We start from the raw sequence: 18,621 nt of genomic DNA, 5'->3' as shown, positions 1-18,621 counted from the left end.
GCCGCGATTGAGGGCTCTCGCACCATGGAATCGTCAATGAAACCCCCTGCCCTTGCCCTGCTCTGCCTCCCCCTCCCGCTGCTGGCGGCCGAACCGGACCGCGATGACGCCCTCAAGCTTCCCGACGTACTGATCAGCGCCAGCCGCCAGGTCGAGTCGCGCAGCGTCACCAGCGCCGCGAATACCGTCTTCACCCGCAGCGATATCGACCGCCTGCAGCCTTCCAACGTCACCGACCTGTTGGGCCGTGTACCCGGCGTACAAGTGGCGCCTACAGGCGGGCGCGGCAGCCTGCCGGGGATCTTCATCCGCGGCACCAAGGCTGCACAGACGCTGGTACTGGTCGACGGCGTGCGCATTGCCAACGCCACCTCCGGCGACAGCGGCCTGCAGTTTCTCGATATCGACCAGGTCGAGCGGGTCGAGGTGCTGCGTGGCTCACGCTCGGCCCTCTACGGCAGCGATGCCATCGGCGGGGTCATCCAGATCTTCACCCGCCGAGGCAACGGCCCGGGCCTGCAACCGCGCTTGCGTCTGGCGGCGGGCAGCAACCAGACGTTCCAACGCAGCCTGGGGCTTTCCGGCGGCAACGGCTCGACCCGCTTCAACCTGGGGGCCAGCCTGGACGAAACCGCCGGCATCGACTCGACCGGGCCCTCGTTCGCCAGTGACAGCGACCACGATGCCTACCGCAACAAGTCGTTCAACCTGAGCCTGAGCCATACGTTTGGCGAGCGGTTCGAGGCGGGGGTGAATGTGCTTGATAGCCGTGGGCGCCTTGAGTACGACGAGCCGACTTTCTTCGCCCAGGAACGCTATTCCGACTTCCAGGTCAGTAGCCTGGGCACATACCTCGATGCCCAGCTCACACAGACATGGCACTCGCGTCTGGAGCTGGGCCATAGCGAGAATCGCGATCAGCGCCGCGACAAGCTCGGCGGCGATACTTACGTCTTCAATACCTACCGTGATCAGGTGACCTGGCAGAACGAGTTAACGCTCGATGAACGCAACGAGCTGCTCGTCGGCGGCGACTGGTATGAGGACCGTGTCCATGCCAGTTCTGAACTGACCGAAGATAGCCGCTGGAACCGAGCCGTATTCGCCCAGCACCGGTTCCATGGGGAGCGATTCTCCACCGAGCTGGGCGTAAGACACGACAAGAACCAGCAGTATGGCGATCAAACCACATGGAGCGGCAGCCTGACCTTACCGCTGAATGCGGCCAACGACCTGCTACTGTCCTATAGCGAAGGCTTCCGCGCTCCGAACTTCAACGACCTGTACTTTCCCTACATGGGCAACCCAGACCTGAAGCCGGAGCACTCGAAAAGCTACGAAGTACAGTGGCGCAGCCGCTTGAGTGACAGCAGTCGCCTGGAAGGCTCGCTGTACCGCACAGATTTGCGTGACGCCATCAGCCCCGGCCCCGACTGGATACCGCGCAACGTGGACTCGGCACGTATCAACGGCTTCGAGATGGCGCTCGACCAGGATTGGGGCAACTGGCACAGCCAGCTAGGCGTGGCCGTGATCGATCCGCGCGACCGGAAAACCGGCCATACACTCGTGCGCCGCGCACGGCGCACCCTTAGCCTGGATCTGGATCGTCAGTATGACCGCCTGGGCTTCGGCGCAAGCTGGCAAGCCGTCAGCAGCAGCTACGACGATGAGGACAACTTCAGGAAAATGGGTGGCTACGGGCTGCTTGGCCTGCGAGGAAGTTGGGTGGCGACACCGGAGCTAAAGCTGGAAATGAAGCTGGATAACCTGCTGGACAAAGGCTACAGCCGAGCCCTCTATAGCCACCAGGGCGATTATTATGGCTACCGCGAAGAAGGCCGCACCTGGCTGCTGAGTGTCACCTGGACGCCGGCGCTCTAGCCGCCAGCAGCGCGCACAGGCGCGCCGTGGCCTCGATCATCTGGCCACTGGGGCGCTCCAGCCCCTTGTCGGGCACTACCAGCAAGCGGTCATTGGCCACCGCATCGAGGGTGCGCCAGGCCTTCCAACTGGCCAGCTGGGCCTTGTCGCCCGCGAGGATCACCTGCGGGTCACGTAACAGTACGGATTCCACGCTCACCTGGGGCGCAGGCTGGGTGAGGTCGGCGAAAACATTGCGCGCACCACAAACGCCCAGCGCATCACTGACGATCTGCTGCCCGCCAAGGGTGTACAGCGGCCGGTCCCACACCTGGTAGAACACCCGCAACGGCTGTTGCCGCCGGTACTGCTGGCGCAACCCCCGCAGCCGCTCACGCAACGCGGCCGCGTATTGCCGGCCTCGTTCGGCACGCCCTACCCGCTGGCCGATGGCTTCGATCTGCCCGATCAACTGGTCGATATCCTTGGGCTTGCCGACGAAGGTCGGGATGCCCAGGCGCTTGAGCTGGTCGCGCTGCGCCGGCGCCACGCTGTCGGGCCATAACAGCAGCAGGTCAGGCTCAAGGCTGAGCAGGCGCTCCATGTCGAGCTGGCTGTACCGCCCTACCGAAGGCAGGCCTTGCAGCGACGCCGGCCGCTGACCACCGTCGAGCACACCCACCAGCAGGTCGTCGGCGTGCAGCTCGAGCATGATCTCGGTCATCGAAGGGGCCAGGCTGACCACCCGCGAAACACCCTCGGCCTTGGCGCCGAAGGCCAACAGGGCCAGCAGACAGAAAAGAATGCGCATCAGCCCAGCTGGCGGGGAATGCGGTACAGGTAGAGCAGCACCGCGGTGGAGAGAGCCAGGAGGATTTGCGGCACCGCCTCCAGGCCGACCAGTACCGAAAGTGCCGCGACCCAGGCAGGGAAGCAGGCGAACAACATGGCCATGCGTCGCACTTCGGCCAGCTCGATCCACGCCTGGGGCTCCTCGGGCGAGCCAAGGGCCTTCGACGTGGCGATCAGGGCGCGCTTGTAGGCGCCGAAACGCGGCAGGCTGAGGAACATCGAGGCAGCGCCGGCAATGAACAGCGGCATGGCCAGAACTGGGATAAGGGCATCGCCGCCACCAAAGGCCCAGGCCATCACCGGCAGTGGCACCAGGCCTACCGCCAGGTACTGCCACCACGCCAGCGCCAGGCGCTGCTTCACCTGGCTGCGGGTCACGCCTGCGGCTCGCCCTGGTGCTCGTTGCCCATCATGTGGCCAAGCTTGCCGGCCTTGGTGGCCAGGTAGTGACGGTTGTGCGGGTTGTGCCCGGTGTGCAGCGGCACGCGCTCGGCGACCTTGATGCCCATGTCAGTCAATGCCTTGACCTTGCGCGGGTTGTTGGTCATCAGGCGCAGCGAGCCTACGCCCAGGTGCTCGAGCATGGGTTGGCACATGGCATAGTCGCGCTGGTCGGCGGCAAAGCCCAGGCGCTCGTTGGCCTCGACGGTGTCGGCACCGCCATCCTGCAGCTCGTAGGCGCGGATCTTGTTCAAAAGACCGATGCCCCGGCCTTCCTGACGCAGGTACAGCAGCACGCCACGGCCTTCACGGGCGATGGCCTGCAATGCGGCTTCCAGTTGCGAACCGCAGTCGCAGCGCTGGCTGAACAGCGCATCACCGGTCAGGCATTCGGAATGCAGGCGCCCCAGCACCGGCTCGCCGTCGGCGATATCACCCAGGCTGAGCACTACATGCTCACGACCCGTGGCTTCGTCGAGAAAGCCATGCATGGTGAAGATCGCGAAGGGAGTCGGGAGTTTCGAGGCGGCGACAAAGACGACGGGCACGTTGTGCTCCTAAAAAAATAAGCAGTTCCAATTGCCCGATTGTATCAGCAGGTCGCTGCCCATGCGCAGGCTGAATATCGCCGCTTAAGATCGAAAAGTTTGATGGTTGGGCCTCAAGCGCCCCCGCCTCATCGCGGGGCAAGCCCGCTCCCACAGGGACCGCGCCAGTCCTCAGACGTACGCGCCCACACTGATCTTGTGGGAGCGGGCTTGTCCCGCGATTGGCCCGCCACCTACGTCAGGCAACCACCCACACCAACACCTGCATGCCCAGCCAGGCGAACACACCGGCCAGGATATCGTCGAGCATGATCCCGACGCCGCCATGCACGTGACGGTCGATCCAGCGGATCGGCCAAGGCTTGAGGATGTCGAAGAAGCGGAACATCAGGAACCCTGCCAGCAACCACTGCCACCCCTCCGGCACCAGCCACAGGGTGATCCACATGCCGACCATCTCGTCCCAGACGATGCCTTCGTGGTCATGCACACGCAGGTCATTGGCGACCTTGCCGCACAACCAGAAGCCGAACAACATGGTGATGCCCAGCAGCAGCCAGTAGCCCCAGTCCGGCAGCATCTGCCAAAGCGGGATGAACGGCAGCGCTACCAGCGAGCCCCAGGTGCCAGGCGCCTTGGGCAAGGTACCGGAGCCGAAGCCGAAGGCGATGAAGTGCCAGGGGTTGCGCCAGACCGAAGGCGGAACGAACTCCGCAGGCACCTGGTTGGGGTGGTCGGTCACGGTGTCTCCCTAAAATGTTGATAACCCCGTTGCGCCGGGGTGATGTCCTGGCCCTGCCCGTCGCGCAGCGTGACACCCTGCCCTTCCAGCACGCGGCCGATGACATGGATGACGCCAGGGTCAGGCAGGGATGAAAGTTGCGCTTCTGGCAGGGTGAAGGCCAATACGTAGTCGTCGCCACCGGTGAGCGCGGCATGCAGGGCCGCCTCATGGCCGAGGAAGGCCTGCAGGGCGGATGACATCGGAACCCGCTCGGCATCCACCTCAAGCGCGACGCCGGACGCCTTGGCGATATGCCCGCAGTCGGCCAGCAACCCGTCGGATATGTCCAGTGCCGCCGTAGCCCGGCCACGCAACAGCTGACCCAGGGCAAGCTGGGGCAAGGGCGACCAGTACTGGGCCAACAGCGGTTCGGCAACTTCGGCCGGCGCCGTGCGTTCACCCAGTACCAGTGGCAAGGCCCCGGCCGCGTTACCCAGGCAACCGCCCACACACAGCAAGTCGCCCGGCCAAGCACCGCTGCGGCGCAGGGCCTGCCCTGCAGGCGCCTTGCCGAACACGGTCACGGTGATGGCCAGGGGGCCGCGGGTGGTGTCACCACCGATCAGGCTGACACCGCAACGCAAGGCCATGCGGTTCAGGCCATCGGCATACAGCCGGAGCCAGTCGGCACCGACCTGGGGCAGGGTCAGGGCGAGGGTGAAACCGATAGGATCGGCGCCCATGGCCGCAAGGTCGCTGACCGCCACGGCCAACGATCGCTGGCCGAGCAACAGGGGATCGCAGGCGGCGGGGAAATGCACGCCTTCGACCAGGGTGTCGGTGGACACCGCCAGCTGCTCGCCAGCAGGCAACTGCAACAGGGCGCAGTCGTCACCGATGCCGAGGACCACACCATCACCGCCCTGCGCACAGGCCGCGGCGGCGAAGTAATGACGGATCAGCTCGAACTCACCCATGATCGGTCGGCGCCACGATCAGCGCTTGGCCGCCTTGACTTCCGCGTCGCGCAGAGTCGGCGCGAGCTTGTCCAGCACACCGTTGACGAACTTGTGGCCATCGGTGGCACCGAAGACCTTGGCCAGCTCGACACCTTCGTTGATCACCACGCGGTACGGTACGTCGACACGCTTGATGAACTCCCAGGTGGACAGGCGCAGCACCGCGAGCTCGACCGGGTCGAGCTCATCCAGCGGCAGGTCCAGGCACGGGGCCAGGGCCTTGTCGATTTCGCCTTTGATCGCCGGGACCCCATGCAGGATCTCGCGGAAATAGGCGCCATCGATATCGGAGAAATCGTTGTCGACCCGGAACTGAGCCTCGATCTCGTTCAGCGAATGCTGGGCCATGTGCCACTGGTAGAGGGCCTGGGTCGCGAGCTTGCGGGCTTCACGGCGCTTGGCGCTCTTGGAGGGCTTGCCTGCATCCGCCGCGCGTGGCTCGCGCGGGTTGAAACGATCGCTTTCGTCGCTAATCACTTGGCCTCCAACTGCGCCAGCAGGCTGACCATTTCCAGGGCGGACAGGGCAGCTTCGGCACCTTTGTTGCCGGCCTTGGTGCCGGAACGCTCGATGGCCTGCTCGATGGAGTCGACGGTCAGGACGCCGAAGGCCACCGGAACACCGAACTCCATGGACACCTGGGCCAGGCCCTTGGTGCACTCGCCCGCCACGTATTCGAAGTGCGGGGTACCGCCACGGATCACCGCACCCAGGGCGACGATCGCGTCATATTCACCTTGTTGGGCGACTTTCTGTGCAACCAGCGGGATCTCGAAGGCGCCCGGGGCACGGATGATGGTGATGTCGCTTTCGCTGACGCCATGGCGTACCAGGGCATCAACGGCACCGCTCACCAGGCTTTCGACGACGAAGCTGTTGAAGCGGCCAACCACCAAAGCATAGCGACCTTTGGGGGCGATGAAGGTACCTTCGATGGTCTTCAGGGTCATTCCGGTGTTCTCATCTTAAAGAGCGAGGCCGCGCACACGCGGCCTGCGGGAGGGTTTGGACACGAGCGGCAGGACGACAGTTACGCCTGTGTCACTCGGAGGGCACGTATTCTACAACTTCCAGATCGAATCCGGATATCGCGTTGAACTTCATCGGCGAGCTCATCAGGCGCATCTTGCGCACGCCCAGGTCACGCAGGATCTGCGAGCCGGCACCGACGGTGCTGTAGGTGGTCGGCGCCTTGGGCTGAGCATCGCCGGCGCTTTCGCGGATGTGTGCCAGCAGCACGTCGCCATCGAGCGGGTGCCCCAACAGCAGCACCACGCCGCTGCCGGCCTCGGCCACGGCGCTCATCGCCGCGCGCAGGCTCCAGCGGCCCGGCTGCTTGACCAGCAGCAGGTCGCGCAGCGGGTCCATGTTGTGCACGCGCACCAGGGTCGGCTCCTCGGCGCAGATGGTGCCCAGCGTCAAAGCCATGTGCACATCGCCTTCCACCGCGTCGCGGTAGGTGACCAGGTTGAACTGGCCCAGCTCGCTGTCCAGCGGCTGTTCGGCGATACGCTGCACGGTGCGCTCGTGGATCATCCGGTAGTGGATCAGGTCGGCGATGGTGCCGATCTTCAGGCCGTGCTCGGCGGCGAAGGCCTCCAGCTCCGGACGACGGGCCATGGTGCCGTCGTCGTTCATCACTTCACAGATCACGCCGCTGGGCTCGAAACCGGCCATGCGCGCCAGGTCGCAGGCCGCTTCGGTGTGCCCGGCACGCGCCAGGGTACCGCCGGCCTGGGCCATCAGCGGGAAGATGTGGCCGGGGCTGACGATGTCGTCGGCCTTGGCATCACGGGCGGCAGCCACCTGCACGGTGCGTGCGCGGTCGGCGGCGGAAATGCCGGTGGTGACGCCCTCGGCAGCCTCGATCGACACGGTGAACTTGGTGCCGAAGCCCGAACCGTTGCGTGGCGCCATCAACGGCAGCTTGAGCGTTTCGCAGCGCTCGCGGGTCATCGGCATGCAGATCAGGCCACGGGCGTGCTTGGCCATGAAGTTGATGTGCTCGGCCTGGCAGCACTCGGCGGCCATGATGATGTCGCCTTCGTTCTCACGGTCTTCGTCGTCCATGAGAATGACCATTTTGCCCTGGCGGATGTCTTCCACCAGCTCTTCGATGCTGTTGAGCGCCACTCGGCACCCCCTTCTCAATCAGGATTTCAGGTAGCCGTTGGCGGCCAGGAAGCTTTCGGTGATGCCACTGCCCTTGCTCGACTCGGCAGCCTTGTCGCCCAGCAGCAGACGCTCCAGGTAACGGGCCAGCAGGTCGACCTCAAGGTTGACCCGACGACCTGCGCGGTAGTCGGCCATGATGGTTTCGGACAGGGTGTGCGGGACGATGGTCAGCTCGAACTCGGCGCCATCGACCTCATTGACCGTCAGGCTGGTGCCATCGACGGTGATCGACCCTTTGTGGGCGATGTACTTGGCCAGCTCCTTGGGCGCACGCACGCGGAACTGGATGGCGCGCGCGTTATCGCTGCGCGAAATGATCTCGCCGACGCCGTCGACGTGGCCGCTGACCAGATGGCCGCCCAGGCGGGTGGTAGGGGTCAGGGCCTTTTCCAGGTTGACCCGGCTGCCGCTCTTGAGGTCGACCATGGCGGTGCGCTTGAGGGTCTCGACGCTGACGTCGGCCCAGAAGCCGTCGCCGGGCAGCTCCACGGCAGTCAGGCAGACGCCGTTGACGGCGATGCTGTCGCCCAGCTTGACGTCGCCCAGATCGAGCTTGCCGGTTTCTACGTAGACGCGCACGTCACCGCCCTTGGGGGTCAGGCTGCGGATGGTGCCGATGGATTCGATGATGCCGGTGAACATGGTGTCCTCCTCGGGAACAGGGCTGCGCGTGGCAAGCCGGGCATTATACGCCGGAGGCCGGCAAGGGGATGGCCGTGATCCGCCAGTCATCGCCGACTGCGCGCACCTCGGTGATCTTCAGGCGCGGCGCCTCGCTCATCTGCGCCAGCGGCCAGTCCAGCAGCGGGCGGGCGGTGCTGCCGAGGAATGTGCCGGCGACGAAGAGTTGGAACTCATCGACCAGGCCCAGGCGCGCGAAGGCGCCGACCAGGCCCGCGCCGGCTTCCAGCAGGACCTCGTTGACACCGCGGGCAGCCAGGGCGTGCAGCAGGCCAGGCAGGTCGACACGGCCGGCTTCACCGGGCAGGCACAGCAGCTCATGACCGGCCTGGGCGTAACGCGGGTCGTCTGCGCAGGCGGTCACCACCAGTGCGGGGCCGGCCTGGAAGAACGGCGCATCCAGCGGCAGGCGTAGGCGCCCGTCGACCAGCACGCGCAGGGGCGGCCGGGCCAAGGCCAGGGCCGTGGCTTCGGCGTCCAGCCCCAGCTCGGCGCCGCGCACGGTCATGCGGGCGTTGTCGGCCAGCACGCTTTCGGCGCTGGTCAGCACCACACTGGAACGAGCACGCAGGCGCTGTACCGCAGCGCGGGCGGCAGGGCCGGTGATCCACTGGCTCTCGCCACTGGCCATGGCGGTGCGGCCATCCAGGCTCATGGCGAGCTTGGCACGCACGAACGGCAGGCCATGTTCCATGCGCTTGAGAAAGCCCGGGTTGAGGGCGCGGGCCTCGGCTTCGAGCACGCCGCTGCTGACGTCGATACCGGCCTCGGCCAGGCGTCGCAGGCCCTGGCCGGCTACCTGCGGGTTAGGGTCCTGCGTGGCCGCCACCACCCGGGCCACGCCGGCCTTGACCAACGCCTCGGCACAGGGCGGCGTGCGGCCATGGTGGCTGCACGGCTCGAGCGTCACGTAGGCGCAGGCGCCGCGTGCGCGCTCGCCGGCCTGGCGCAGGGCGTGGACTTCGGCATGGGGCTCGCCGGCACGCACATGCCAGCCTTCGCCCACCACCTCGCCGTCGCGCACGATCACGCAGCCTACGCGCGGGTTGGGGTGGGTGCTGTACAGGCCCTTTCGGGCCAGCTCCAGGGCGCGCGCCATGTAGTGGGCGTCGAGGATGGCAGCGTGGCTCGGCATGGTCATTCCTTGGCAGGTTCCCGGGCCAGGCGGTCGATTTCCTCGCGGAACTCGTCGAGGTCCTGGAAACGCCGGTAGACCGATGCAAAGCGGATATAAGCGACTTCGTCGAGCTTGCGCAGCTCGGCCATCACCAGCTCGCCGACCACCAGCGACTTGACCTCGCGCTCGCCGGTGGCGCGCAGCTTGTGCTTGATGTGCGCCAGCGCCGCTTCCAGGCGCTCGACGCTGACCGGACGCTTTTCCAGCGCCCGCTGCATGCCGGCACGGAGTTTTTCTTCGTCGAAAGGCTGGCGCGTGCCGTCCTGCTTGATCAGCCGTGGCAGGACCAGCTCGGCGGTCTCGAAGGTGGTGAAGCGCTCGCCGCAGGCGACGCATTCACGGCGGCGGCGCACCTGTTCACCCTCGGCGACCAGGCGCGAGTCGATGACCTTGGTGTCGTTGGCACCGCAAAAGGGACAGTGCATGGTGGCAGGCAACAAAAAAAGGGAGGGCCATGGTAGCGCATCCCACTGGCAAGACAAGCCAAAGGGTTTACCATCCATGCAATTCTGCCTGTGAAGGACTACCCCATGCACTACCGAGCGCTCGTCGTGCTGTGCCTCGCCAGCCTGCTCGCCGCCTGCGGCAGCGACCGACCGAAGCCCGAGCAAACCGCTGCAGTACCGCCTGCCAAGGCCGTCAAGAAGCCAAAGGAGCTTGGCCCGCTGCCCGCCTACCAGCGCGAGGTGAGCGGCACCTTGCTGGAAGTACCAGCCGGTGCCGAAGTGGAACTGGCCCTGCTGGTCATCGATGAGCGCGGCCGCCCACAACGTCTGCTGGCCAGCAGCAACCTCACCGGTACCGGCCAGGCCCTGCCCTATCGCCTGCGCTTCAACCCCGAGGCTTTCCCGGCCGGCGCCCGCGTCGAGCTGCGCGGCCGCGCCAGCCGCTCCGGCCAGCTGATCCTGCACCTGCCGCCGCTGCGTATCGCCCAGGCCACCAACCAGGCCACCGGCCCGCTGCGCTTCGAGAAGGCGCCATAGATGCCCCCGCTGCTCCTGCAACAGGCCCTCAGCGGCCTGATCGGCGAAGCGCGCCTGGTCGTCAGTGACCTACCCGAATGCGAACTCAGGCTCTGGCTGATCGATGCGCAGAACATGGACCGCGCATTCAGCCCCGAGGAGACCCGCCGCATCCTCGACGAACCGCCCTACTGGAGTTTCTGCTGGGCCAGCGGCCTGGCGATGGCCCGCTACCTGGCCGAACACCCCGAATGGGTTCGGGGCAAGCGCGTGCTGGACTTCGGCGCAGGCTCCGGCATCGCCGGGATAGCCGCGGCGCGCGCAGGCGCACTGGAAGTGGTGGCCTGTGACCTGGACCCGCTGGCCCTGGATGCCTGCCGGGCCAACGCCGCGCTCAACGGCGTGACGCTTGGCTACAGCAATGACTTCTTCGCCGAAGAGGACCGTTTCGACCTGATCCTGGTTGCCGATGTGCTCTATGACCGCGCCAACCTGCCGTTGCTCGACGCGTTCCTGGGCCGCGGCCGCCAGGCCTTGGTGGCCGACTCGCGGGTACGCGACTTCAATCACCCACGCTACCGCCAGCTCGGCGTGCTCGAGGCCTTGACCCTGCCGGACCTGGCCGAGCCGCACGAATTCCGCCGGGTCAGCCTGTACCACGCCAGCCGCGAGCCTTTATAGTGGTGCCATTCACGGGTTTGCGAGAGTCGCGATGAGCCAAGCTCCTAGTAAAGATTTGCCGTACATCTTCGATGCCACCGATGCCAACTTCCAGCAACTGGTCATCGAAAACTCCTTCCACAAGCCGGTGCTGGTCGACTTCTGGGCCGAATGGTGCGCGCCGTGCAAGGCACTGATGCCGCTGCTGGCCAAGATCGCCGAGGGCTACCAGGGCGAATTGCTGCTGGCCAAGATCAACTGCGACGTTGAACAGCAGATCGTCGCCCAGTTCGGCATCCGCAGCCTGCCCACGGTGGTGCTGTTCAAGGACGGCCAACCGGTCGACGGTTTCGCCGGTGCCCAGCCCGAGTCGGCTATCCGCGCCATGCTCGAGCCCCATGTGCAAATGCCCGCGCCACCTGCCGCCGCACCGCTGGAGCAGGCCAAGGCACTGTTCGCCGAGAGCCGCTTCGCAGAAGCCGAGGCCATGCTCCAGGCGCTGCTCGGCGAAGACAACAGCAATGCCGAGGCGCTGATCTACTACGCACGCTGCCTGGCAGAACGGGGTGAGCTAGGTGAAGCCGAAGTGGTGCTCGACGCGGTCAAGACCGACGAGCACAAGGCTGCCCTGGCAGGCGCCAAGGCCCAGCTGACCTTCCTGCGCCAGGCCGCCAGCCTGCCGGAAGCCGCCGAGCTCAAGAGCCGCCTGGCGCAGCACCCGCAGGACGACGAAGCCACCTACCAGTTGTGCATCCAGCAACTGGCGCGCCAGCAGTACGAGGCGGCGCTGGAAGGTCTGCTCAAGCTGTTCCAGCGTAACCGCGGCTACGAGAGCGGCTTGCCGCAGAAGGCACTGCTGCAAGTGTTCGAATTGCTGGGCAACGAACACCCGCTGGTGAGTGTGTATCGGCGCAAGTTGTCGGCGGCGATGTTCTGAACCTTGCCGGCCCAATCGCTGGCAAGCCAGCTCCCACAGGTACGGCGGTGTCTCTAAAACAGCGCAGGCCAGGTGGGAGCAACTGTCTTGAGTTGCTTGCCCCGACTCTATCGCCGGCAAGCCAGCGCTCACAGGTATGACGGTGTCTTTGAAACAGCGCAGGACAGGTGGGAGCCGGCTTGCCGGCGATTGGGCCGGCTCAGGTAGATATCACCCGACCCAGTGATACACCGGCGCATCCGCCCCGCTTTCCACCTTCACCTCACTGCTATGCCGCAAGCGCACCAGCAACCGCTTGCCCGCCGCCGTGCTCCCGGCCAAACCTTCCAGCCGCCCCAGCAGTTCCGGCCCACTGACCTGCCCGGCCTGGCGCAACAGTTCGCGCGCCGCCAGCCATTGCCCGTCGTCCTCGCGCGGCGCGGCGCCAGCTGTCGCCGCGACTGCCTCAGCTACCGCGGGCACGTCCAATTGACGCCCCAACTGCGCCCACTCCGCAGGTTCCAACTCGATGGTCAGGTCCACCGGCCATTCACCGATCTGTCCGCGAATTCTCACGTTGTCACCCTCAAGTCCGAAATCACTGGCCGCTATGCTCTCATAATCTCCTGTAGGAACGGGCTTGCCCCGCGAGCGGGCCTTCCCGGCCAACACGGCCACATGAAACCTGCACCAGGCCGCTGGCGAGCGCAAGAAAAGTTGTTATAACATTACGAACTTCGTATCCATCCGCCCAGGAGTGTTCCATGCGCCGCCTGTTCCTCGCCCTGCCCTTCGCCCTGCTGCCTTTGGCCATGGCCCAGGCCCAGCCCCATGACGATCACGACCATGACCACGCCCATGGCACCCTCGCCGCCCACGAACACGGCGCGGCCAAGCTCGATGTCGTGCTCGACGGCAACACCCTGGAACTGGCGCTGGACAGCCCTGCGATGAACCTGGTCGGTTTCGAACACGCCCCCGGCAGCGATGCCGACAAGGCCAAGGTCGCCGCCACACGCCAGCAGCTGGAGCAACCCCTGCAATTGTTCGGCCTGGCCCAGGCTGCCGGTTGCAAGGAAGACGCCCAGGAGCTCGACAGCCCGCTGTTCGGCGAGGCCGGGCACGACGATGCGCATAACGATGAACACGACCACGAGCACGGTCACGCCGACATCAACGCCCACTACCAGTTGACCTGCGCCACACCGGCCAAACTCACCCAGGTCGACCTGACGCCGCTGTTCAAAGCCTTCCCGGCTACTCAGAAAATCACCGTGCAGGTCATCGGCCCGAATGGCCAGAAAGGCCTGCAAGCCACGCCTGGCAAGCCATTGGTCGCCTTCTGAATGAGCCTGCCGTTGATCGACTTGCAGGGGCTGGTATTCGCCTGGCCCGGCCAGCCACCATTGCTGGATATCCCCGCGTTTCGCCTGGAGGCTGGCGAAGCATTGTTCCTCAAGGGCCCCAGCGGCAGTGGCAAGACCACTCTGCTGGGCCTGCTGGGCGGGGTGAACAAGCCCGGCCAAGGCAGCATCCGCCTGCTCGGCCAAGACCTCGCCGCTCTAGGGCAAGGCGCCCGGGACCGCTTCCGGGTCGATCACACCGGCTATATCTTCCAGCAATTCAACCTGCTGCCGTTTCTCTCGGTGCGGGAGAACGTCGAGCTACCCTGCCACTTTTCACGTAGCCGCGCCGAACGCGCCCAGCAGCGTCATGGCAGCGTCGATCAGGCGGCCGCCCGACTGCTCGCCCACCTGGGCCTGGATGACCCAGCCCTGCTCGCCCGCCGCGCCGACAGCCTGTCGATCGGCCAGCAGCAACGTGTTGCGGCGGCCCGGGCCTTGATCGGCCAACCAGAGCTGGTGATCGCTGACGAGCCCACCTCCGCGCTCGACGCCGATACCCGCGAAGCGTTCATCGGCCTGCTGTTCGACGAATGCCGGGCAGCCGGCGCCAGCCTGTTGTTCGTCAGCCACGACCAGAGCCTGGCCCCGCTGTTCGACCGTCACCTGTCCCTGGCCGAGCTCAATCGCGCGGCCAAGCCCCGGGAGGCCTGATGTACCTGTTCCGCCTTGCCCTGGCCAGCCTGGCCAACCGTCGCTTCACTGCGTTCCTGACCGCCTTCGCCATCGCCCTGTCCGTGTGCCTGTTGCTGGCCGTGGAACGCGTGCGCACCGAGGCCCGTGCCAGCTTCGCCAGTACCATCAGCGGCACGGACCTGATCGTCGGCGCCCGCTCAGGCTCGGTGAACCTGCTCTTGTATTCGGTGTTTCGCATCGGCAATGCCACCAACAACATCCGCTGGGACAGCTTCGAGCACTATGCCAAGGATCCTCGGGTGAAATGGGCCATCCCGATTTCGCTGGGCGACTCCCATCGTGGCTACCGGGTGATGGGCACCACCGGCGAGTACTTCAGCCACTATCAGTTCGGCCGCCGTCAGCACCTGGCCCTCAGCCAGGGCCGTGCATTCGCCGACGACCCGTTCGAGGTGGTGCTCGGCGCCGAGGTGGCCGACGCGCTGCACTACAAGCTGGGCGACACGTTGGTGCTGGCCCACGGCGTCGCCGCCATCAGCCTGGTCAAGCACGACGACAAACCGTTCACCGTGGTCGGGATCCTCGCCCGCACCGGTACGCCGGTGGACCGCACCCTGCATATCAGCCTGGCGGGCATGGAAGCGATCCACGTCGACTGGCACAACGGTGTGCCGGCCCGTGGCGCCGGGCGTATCAGTGCCGAACAAGCGCGGGCGATGGACCTGCAGCCGGCCGCCATCACCGCCTTCATGCTCGGGTTGAACAGCAAGATCGCCACCTTCAGCCTGCAACGGGAAATCAACGAGTTCCGCAGCGAACCGTTGCTGGCGATCCTGCCCGGCGTCGCCCTGCAGGAGCTCTGGAGCCTGATGGGGACCGCCGAACAAGCGTTGTTCGTGGTGTCGCTGTTCGTGGTCCTGACCGGGCTGATCGGCATGCTCACGGCGATCCTCACCAGCCTCAACGAACGTCGCCGGGAGATGGCTATCCTGCGCTCGGTAGGCGCGCGACCCTGGCATATCGCCGGGTTATTGGTACTGGAGGCGCTGGCGCTGGCCGTGGCCGGTATCGCCGCCGGGCTAGGCTTGCTGTACGCGGGTATCGCCCTGGCCCAGGGTTTCGTCCAGGCCAACTATGGCCTCTACCTGCCATTGGCCTGGCCCAGCGCCCATGAGTGGACGCTGCTGGCCATCATTCTCGGCGCCGCGCTGCTCATGGGCAGCGTGCCGGCCTGGCGTGCCTATCGGCAGTCGCTGGCCGATGGTTTGTCCATTCACCTTTGAGCAACCTGCATGTTCCTATTCATGTCCCCCGTTACCGCCATCGCCGGCAAGCCGGCTCCCACAGGTACAGCGAGGCCAAACAGAATGGGGGCTCTACCGGCCCTGCTGCTCCTGTTGCTGCTGTCGCCGGCCTTGCCCCTGCTGGCCGCCGAACCCCGCACCTTGGACTGGCCCGCCCTGATTCCCGAAGGTGCACCGGTGGTGCCGGTGCAACAGGCACCGCTGCACGACCTCTCGCAACTGGGCAGCGCACTGGCCGAAGCCGCCCCCGCCGCGCGCCAGCAGGCGCCCGACGCACCAGTGGTCAAGGCGCTGGATGGCCAACAGGTCAAGCTGCCCGGCTACATCGTGCCGCTGGAGGTCAGCGAGGAAGGCCGCACCACCGAGTTCCTGCTGGTGCCCTACTACGGCGCCTGCATCCACGTACCGCCACCGCCGTCGAACCAGATCGTGCATATCGTCAGCGAGATGGGCGTGCGCATCGAAGACCTCTACCAGCCCTACTGGATCGAAGGCCGCATGCAGGTCAAAGCCACCCGCAGCGAACTGGCCGAGGCCGGCTACCAGATGGAAGCGGAGAAAATCTACGCTTATGAGCTGCAGTGAGAACTGTTTCCGCTTTGTGAAACGGCTTCGTTGAGCTGAATCAAAAGTTGCGTTCGGCTGGCTCCTTACCATTGGACTACTCGATTACCTACGTCCTTTGGGAGCTTCCATGAACAAGTCCTTGCTCGGCGCCTCGCTTATTGCCTTGGCGCTCGCAGCCCCTGTTGCCCACGCCCACCAGGCCGGTGACATCATCATGCGCGCCGGCGCCATCACCGTTGCGCCGAACGAAGACAGCAGCGACCTGAAGTTCGACGGCACCAAGGTGTCGGGCACCAAGGCGACCCTGGACAGCGACACCCAGCTGGGCCTGACCTTCGCCTACATGCTCACCGACCACATCGGCGTCGAGCTGCTGGCCGCCACGCCGTTCAACCATACCGTGGCCGTCAAGGGCCTGGGCGGCGGCCTGGACGGCAAGCTGGCCGACATCAAGCAACTGCCGCCGACCCTGTCGCTGCAGTACTACCCCATGGCACCTTCGTCGAAGTTCCAGCCCTACGCGGGTGTCGGCATCAACTACACCACCTTCTTCGACGAAGACCTCAGCGGCGCACGCAAGCAGCAGGGCTTCAGCAACCTGAAGCTGCAAGACTCGGTCGGCCTGGCCGCGCAACTGGGCATGGACTACATGCTGACCGACAACCTGCTGGTCAACGCCTCGGTCTGGTACATCGACATCGACACCAAGGCCACCGTCGACGGCCCGACCGCGCTGGGCTACAGCAAGACCAAGGTCGATGTGGACGTGGACCCGTGGGTCTACATGGTGGGCCTGGGCTACAAGTTCTGAGTTATGGCCAACAACTGAGCTGAAAGAAGCGGCGGTCCGGCATCCCGGCCCGCCGCTTCTTTTTCATGGGACTCAGGCCTTGCCCAACAACCTCGCCAGGCCTTCGACCATCGAGGTGGGTTGCGGGAACCGGAAACGCGCCAGCAAGCGCGTGTTGTCCGCCCGGGAGTGGCGGATATCGCCCGAACGCGCCGGGCCATGGCTGATCGGTGGCAGCCCACCCATGACGTTCTCCAGGGCCGTCAGCAGCTGGTTCAGCGAAGTGGCCTGGTTCAAGCCCACATTCACCGCCCCCTCTTCCGCCTGCGCCAGTTCCAGCGCCTGGACCATCACCTGGACCAGATCGCCCACATAGAGGAAATCGCGGGTCTGCTCGCCATCACCAAACACCGTGATCGGCTGGCCTTGGGTGGCACGCTCGCAGAAGATGCTGATCACACCCGAATAGGGCGAGGACGGGTCCTGTCGTGGCCCAAAGATATTGAAGAAGCGGAACACCACCGGCTCCAGCCCATGCTGGCGACGGTAGAAGTCCAGATATTGCTCACTGGCCAACTTATCCACGGCGTAGGGGGTCAGCGGCGCCTTGGGGGTGTCCTCGGCGATCGCCTGGCCTTCGCCATTGTTGCCGTACACCGCCGCGCTGGAGGCGAACAGCACGCGGCGCACGCCATTGAGGCGCATGGCCTCGCACACATTGAGGGTGCCGATAAAGTTGCTCTGATGGGTACGCACCGGGTCTTCGACCGAGGCTTGCACCGACGCGACCGCAGCCAGGTGCACCACGGCCCGGCAACCCTCGACGGCACGGTTGACCAAGGCGGCATCGGCGACGTCGCCTTCGATCAACTCCAGGGCGGGATGCTCGAGCTGCAGGTTGGTGCGCTTGCCGGTAGACAGGTCGTCCAGTACCCGCACGGCATAGCCTTTGGCCAACAACGCATCGCACAGGTGGGAGCCAATGAAGCCGGCACCGCCGGTGATCAGGATGGGAGCATCAGCCATTTCGGTAGAATCGGTCCAGTAGGGGCGGCAAGCCGGCGCGCCAGGCACGGGGCTTGATACCGAAGGTATGAAGAATTTTCTTGCAGGCCAACACGGCGTTCTGCGGCTCCTCGGCGGCATCCGGACGCGCGGCATGGGCCTGGGGCGTGGGTGCCTGCACGGCCAGCTTCTGCCATTGCGCCGCCTCGGTGAGGATTGCCTGGCCCAAGGCCAGCGGCGTGGTCGCTTCGTTGCCGGCGTAGTGGTAGGTGCCCCACAGCGGCGCGTCGCAATCGAGCTGCTTGAGCACCGAGAGGATCACCCGGGCGGCATCGTCCACTGGCGTGGGGTTGCCACGCCGATCGTCCGCCAGCAGCAGCTCCTGGGGTTGTTCGGCGCGGGTGAGGAAGCGCCCGAGCGCGCCGTCGATGCTTTCGTCCAGCACCCAGCCGAAGCGCAGCAGCACATGCTGTGGGCATGCTGCTCGCACACTTTGCTCGATACGCCACAGAGCCTGGCCACGCAGCCCCAGTGGCACCGGCTCGTCCTTCTCGCTGTAGGCCGTGGCCCGCGAACCGTCGAACACGCGATAGCTGGAGGGCTGCACGAGGATGATCTGGTGGTGCTGGCACAACTCGGCCAAGCGCTCCACGGCCCGTTCCTGCAACGCCAGGCGCTGCTCGCTGACCGACTCAGCCTGGAACCAGTCGAAGTAATAAGCCAGGTTGACCACCACGTCGGGGCGATGGTCATCGAGCAACTGCGTGAGGCTGGCCGGCGTCCAGCCGTTCTCCGGCGGGCGTGGCGCCAGGAACCCGATGTCCTCTTCGGCTCCGAGACGAATCAGCGCTTGCCCGAGGGCATTGCCACCACCCAACAGCATCAGGCGCATACGCAT

The 18,621-nt window shown here is 65.7% G+C and carries 23 protein-coding genes; 9 read left to right on the top strand and 14 right to left on the bottom strand.

Annotation, left to right across the window (positions count from 1 at the left end; all coding sequences use genetic code 11):
* Positions 1-36 precede the first annotated feature (36 nt).
* Positions 37-1,884 carry a TonB-dependent receptor plug domain-containing protein gene (locus ACXHGZ_RS01390; protein ID WP_480462019.1) on the top strand — a complete coding sequence of 616 codons (1,848 nt, stop codon included), beginning with the start codon at positions 37-39 and terminating at the stop codon, positions 1,882-1,884.
* Here the strand turns inward: ACXHGZ_RS01390 and ACXHGZ_RS01385 are convergent.
* The 11 genes from ACXHGZ_RS01385 to nrdR all read right to left on the bottom strand — a co-directional run bounded on the left by ACXHGZ_RS01385 (position 1,862) and on the right by nrdR (position 9,905).
* Positions 1,862-2,674, bottom strand: a complete 813-nt coding sequence (locus tag ACXHGZ_RS01385; RefSeq protein WP_480462018.1) for a cobalamin-binding protein — start codon at positions 2,672-2,674, stop codon at positions 1,862-1,864. The two genes, ACXHGZ_RS01390 and ACXHGZ_RS01385, sit on opposite strands and share 23 nt — an antisense overlap.
* Positions 2,674-3,093, bottom strand: coding sequence for an MFS transporter (locus tag ACXHGZ_RS01380; protein WP_480462016.1), 420 nt, complete (start codon positions 3,091-3,093; stop codon positions 2,674-2,676). Before ACXHGZ_RS01380 ends, ACXHGZ_RS01385 begins: the two co-directional genes overlap by 1 nt.
* Positions 3,090-3,704 carry a GTP cyclohydrolase II gene (gene ribA / locus ACXHGZ_RS01375; protein WP_084857392.1) on the bottom strand — a complete coding sequence of 205 codons (615 nt, stop codon included), beginning with the start codon at positions 3,702-3,704 and terminating at the stop codon, positions 3,090-3,092. Before ribA ends, ACXHGZ_RS01380 begins: the two co-directional genes overlap by 4 nt.
* Before the next feature lie 238 nt (positions 3,705-3,942).
* Positions 3,943-4,446: a phosphatidylglycerophosphatase A family protein gene (locus ACXHGZ_RS01370; RefSeq protein WP_023382587.1), complete on the bottom strand. Its 504-nt coding sequence runs from the start codon at positions 4,444-4,446 to the stop codon at positions 3,943-3,945.
* Positions 4,443-5,405 carry a thiamine-phosphate kinase gene (gene thiL / locus ACXHGZ_RS01365; RefSeq protein ID WP_480462015.1) on the bottom strand — a complete coding sequence of 321 codons (963 nt, stop codon included), beginning with the start codon at positions 5,403-5,405 and terminating at the stop codon, positions 4,443-4,445. Before thiL ends, ACXHGZ_RS01370 begins: the two co-directional genes overlap by 4 nt.
* 18 nt (positions 5,406-5,423) lie before the next feature.
* Entirely contained in the window at positions 5,424-5,924 is a 501-nt protein-coding gene (gene nusB / locus ACXHGZ_RS01360) for a transcription antitermination factor NusB (protein WP_084857386.1), read from the bottom strand.
* Positions 5,921-6,397, bottom strand: a complete 477-nt coding sequence (ribH, locus tag ACXHGZ_RS01355; RefSeq protein WP_043210219.1) for a 6,7-dimethyl-8-ribityllumazine synthase — start codon at positions 6,395-6,397, stop codon at positions 5,921-5,923. Before ribH ends, nusB begins: the two co-directional genes overlap by 4 nt.
* A 91-nt stretch (positions 6,398-6,488) precedes the next feature.
* Positions 6,489-7,580 (bottom strand): bifunctional 3,4-dihydroxy-2-butanone-4-phosphate synthase/GTP cyclohydrolase II, encoded by a 1,092-nt coding sequence (ribBA, locus tag ACXHGZ_RS01350; RefSeq protein WP_480462013.1) that lies wholly within the window; start codon positions 7,578-7,580, stop codon positions 6,489-6,491.
* 18 nt (positions 7,581-7,598) lie between these two features.
* Entirely contained in the window at positions 7,599-8,264 is a 666-nt protein-coding gene (locus ACXHGZ_RS01345) for a riboflavin synthase (protein WP_070093931.1), read from the bottom strand.
* Between the two features lie 43 nt (positions 8,265-8,307).
* Entirely contained in the window at positions 8,308-9,438 is a 1,131-nt protein-coding gene (gene ribD / locus ACXHGZ_RS01340; RefSeq protein WP_480462012.1) for a bifunctional diaminohydroxyphosphoribosylaminopyrimidine deaminase/5-amino-6-(5-phosphoribosylamino)uracil reductase RibD, read from the bottom strand.
* Between the two features lie 2 nt (positions 9,439-9,440).
* Positions 9,441-9,905, bottom strand: a complete 465-nt coding sequence (gene nrdR, locus ACXHGZ_RS01335) for a transcriptional regulator NrdR (protein WP_043210325.1) — start codon at positions 9,903-9,905, stop codon at positions 9,441-9,443.
* A 105-nt stretch (positions 9,906-10,010) separates the two neighbouring features.
* On the opposite strand from nrdR, the gene ACXHGZ_RS01330 reads away from it, so the two are divergent.
* The 3 genes from ACXHGZ_RS01330 to trxA are packed head-to-tail and all read left to right on the top strand — an operon-like array spanning position 10,011 to position 12,039.
* Positions 10,011-10,463 (top strand): YbaY family lipoprotein, encoded by a 453-nt coding sequence (locus tag ACXHGZ_RS01330; protein ID WP_324813711.1) that lies wholly within the window; start codon positions 10,011-10,013, stop codon positions 10,461-10,463.
* Complete coding sequence (locus ACXHGZ_RS01325) at positions 10,464-11,123, top strand: class I SAM-dependent methyltransferase (RefSeq protein ID WP_480462010.1); 660 nt, start codon at positions 10,464-10,466, stop codon at positions 11,121-11,123.
* 31 nt (positions 11,124-11,154) lie between these two features.
* Positions 11,155-12,039, top strand: a complete 885-nt coding sequence (gene trxA / locus ACXHGZ_RS01320) for a thioredoxin (RefSeq protein ID WP_480462008.1) — start codon at positions 11,155-11,157, stop codon at positions 12,037-12,039.
* Positions 12,040-12,249: 210 nt separating this feature from the next.
* Here the strand turns inward: trxA and ACXHGZ_RS01315 are convergent, their stop codons facing one another.
* A complete protein-coding gene (locus ACXHGZ_RS01315) occupies positions 12,250-12,594 on the bottom strand; it encodes a hypothetical protein (protein ID WP_480462007.1) in 345 nt (114 codons plus the stop codon).
* A 188-nt stretch (positions 12,595-12,782) separates the two neighbouring features.
* Between ACXHGZ_RS01315 and ACXHGZ_RS01310 the strand changes: the two genes are divergently transcribed.
* The 5 genes from ACXHGZ_RS01310 (at position 12,783) to ACXHGZ_RS01290 (ending at position 16,739) form a co-directional block, all read left to right on the top strand.
* Positions 12,783-13,364 (top strand): DUF2796 domain-containing protein, encoded by a 582-nt coding sequence (locus ACXHGZ_RS01310; RefSeq protein ID WP_480462005.1) that lies wholly within the window; start codon positions 12,783-12,785, stop codon positions 13,362-13,364.
* Positions 13,365-14,075, top strand: coding sequence for an ABC transporter ATP-binding protein (locus tag ACXHGZ_RS01305; RefSeq protein WP_480462003.1), 711 nt, complete (start codon positions 13,365-13,367; stop codon positions 14,073-14,075).
* The gene (locus ACXHGZ_RS01300; RefSeq protein WP_480462002.1) at positions 14,075-15,340 is read left to right on the top strand and encodes an ABC transporter permease; all 1,266 of its coding nucleotides are present in this window, start codon (positions 14,075-14,077) and stop codon (positions 15,338-15,340) included. Before ACXHGZ_RS01305 ends, ACXHGZ_RS01300 begins: the two co-directional genes overlap by 1 nt.
* Positions 15,341-15,424: 84 nt before the next feature.
* Positions 15,425-15,946 carry a DUF3299 domain-containing protein gene (locus ACXHGZ_RS01295; RefSeq protein ID WP_465001678.1) on the top strand — a complete coding sequence of 174 codons (522 nt, stop codon included), beginning with the start codon at positions 15,425-15,427 and terminating at the stop codon, positions 15,944-15,946.
* A gap of 109 nt (positions 15,947-16,055) precedes the next feature.
* The gene (locus tag ACXHGZ_RS01290) at positions 16,056-16,739 is read left to right on the top strand and encodes an OmpW/AlkL family protein (RefSeq protein WP_196145418.1); all 684 of its coding nucleotides are present in this window, start codon (positions 16,056-16,058) and stop codon (positions 16,737-16,739) included.
* Between the two features lie 72 nt (positions 16,740-16,811).
* On the opposite strand, the gene ACXHGZ_RS01285 is transcribed toward ACXHGZ_RS01290, so the two are convergent.
* Together ACXHGZ_RS01285 and ACXHGZ_RS01280 are read right to left on the bottom strand one after the other, a co-directional pair.
* Positions 16,812-17,744 carry an NAD-dependent epimerase/dehydratase family protein gene (locus ACXHGZ_RS01285; protein WP_480461999.1) on the bottom strand — a complete coding sequence of 311 codons (933 nt, stop codon included), beginning with the start codon at positions 17,742-17,744 and terminating at the stop codon, positions 16,812-16,814.
* Positions 17,737-18,621: a sugar nucleotide-binding protein gene (locus tag ACXHGZ_RS01280; RefSeq protein WP_084857362.1), complete on the bottom strand. Its 885-nt coding sequence runs from the start codon at positions 18,619-18,621 to the stop codon at positions 17,737-17,739. The genes ACXHGZ_RS01285 and ACXHGZ_RS01280 overlap by 8 nt, the downstream gene beginning before the upstream one ends.

This window comes from Pseudomonas shiyinii, from assembly GCF_056725765.1.
This window is presented reverse-complemented; position numbering and strand designations above follow the sequence as displayed.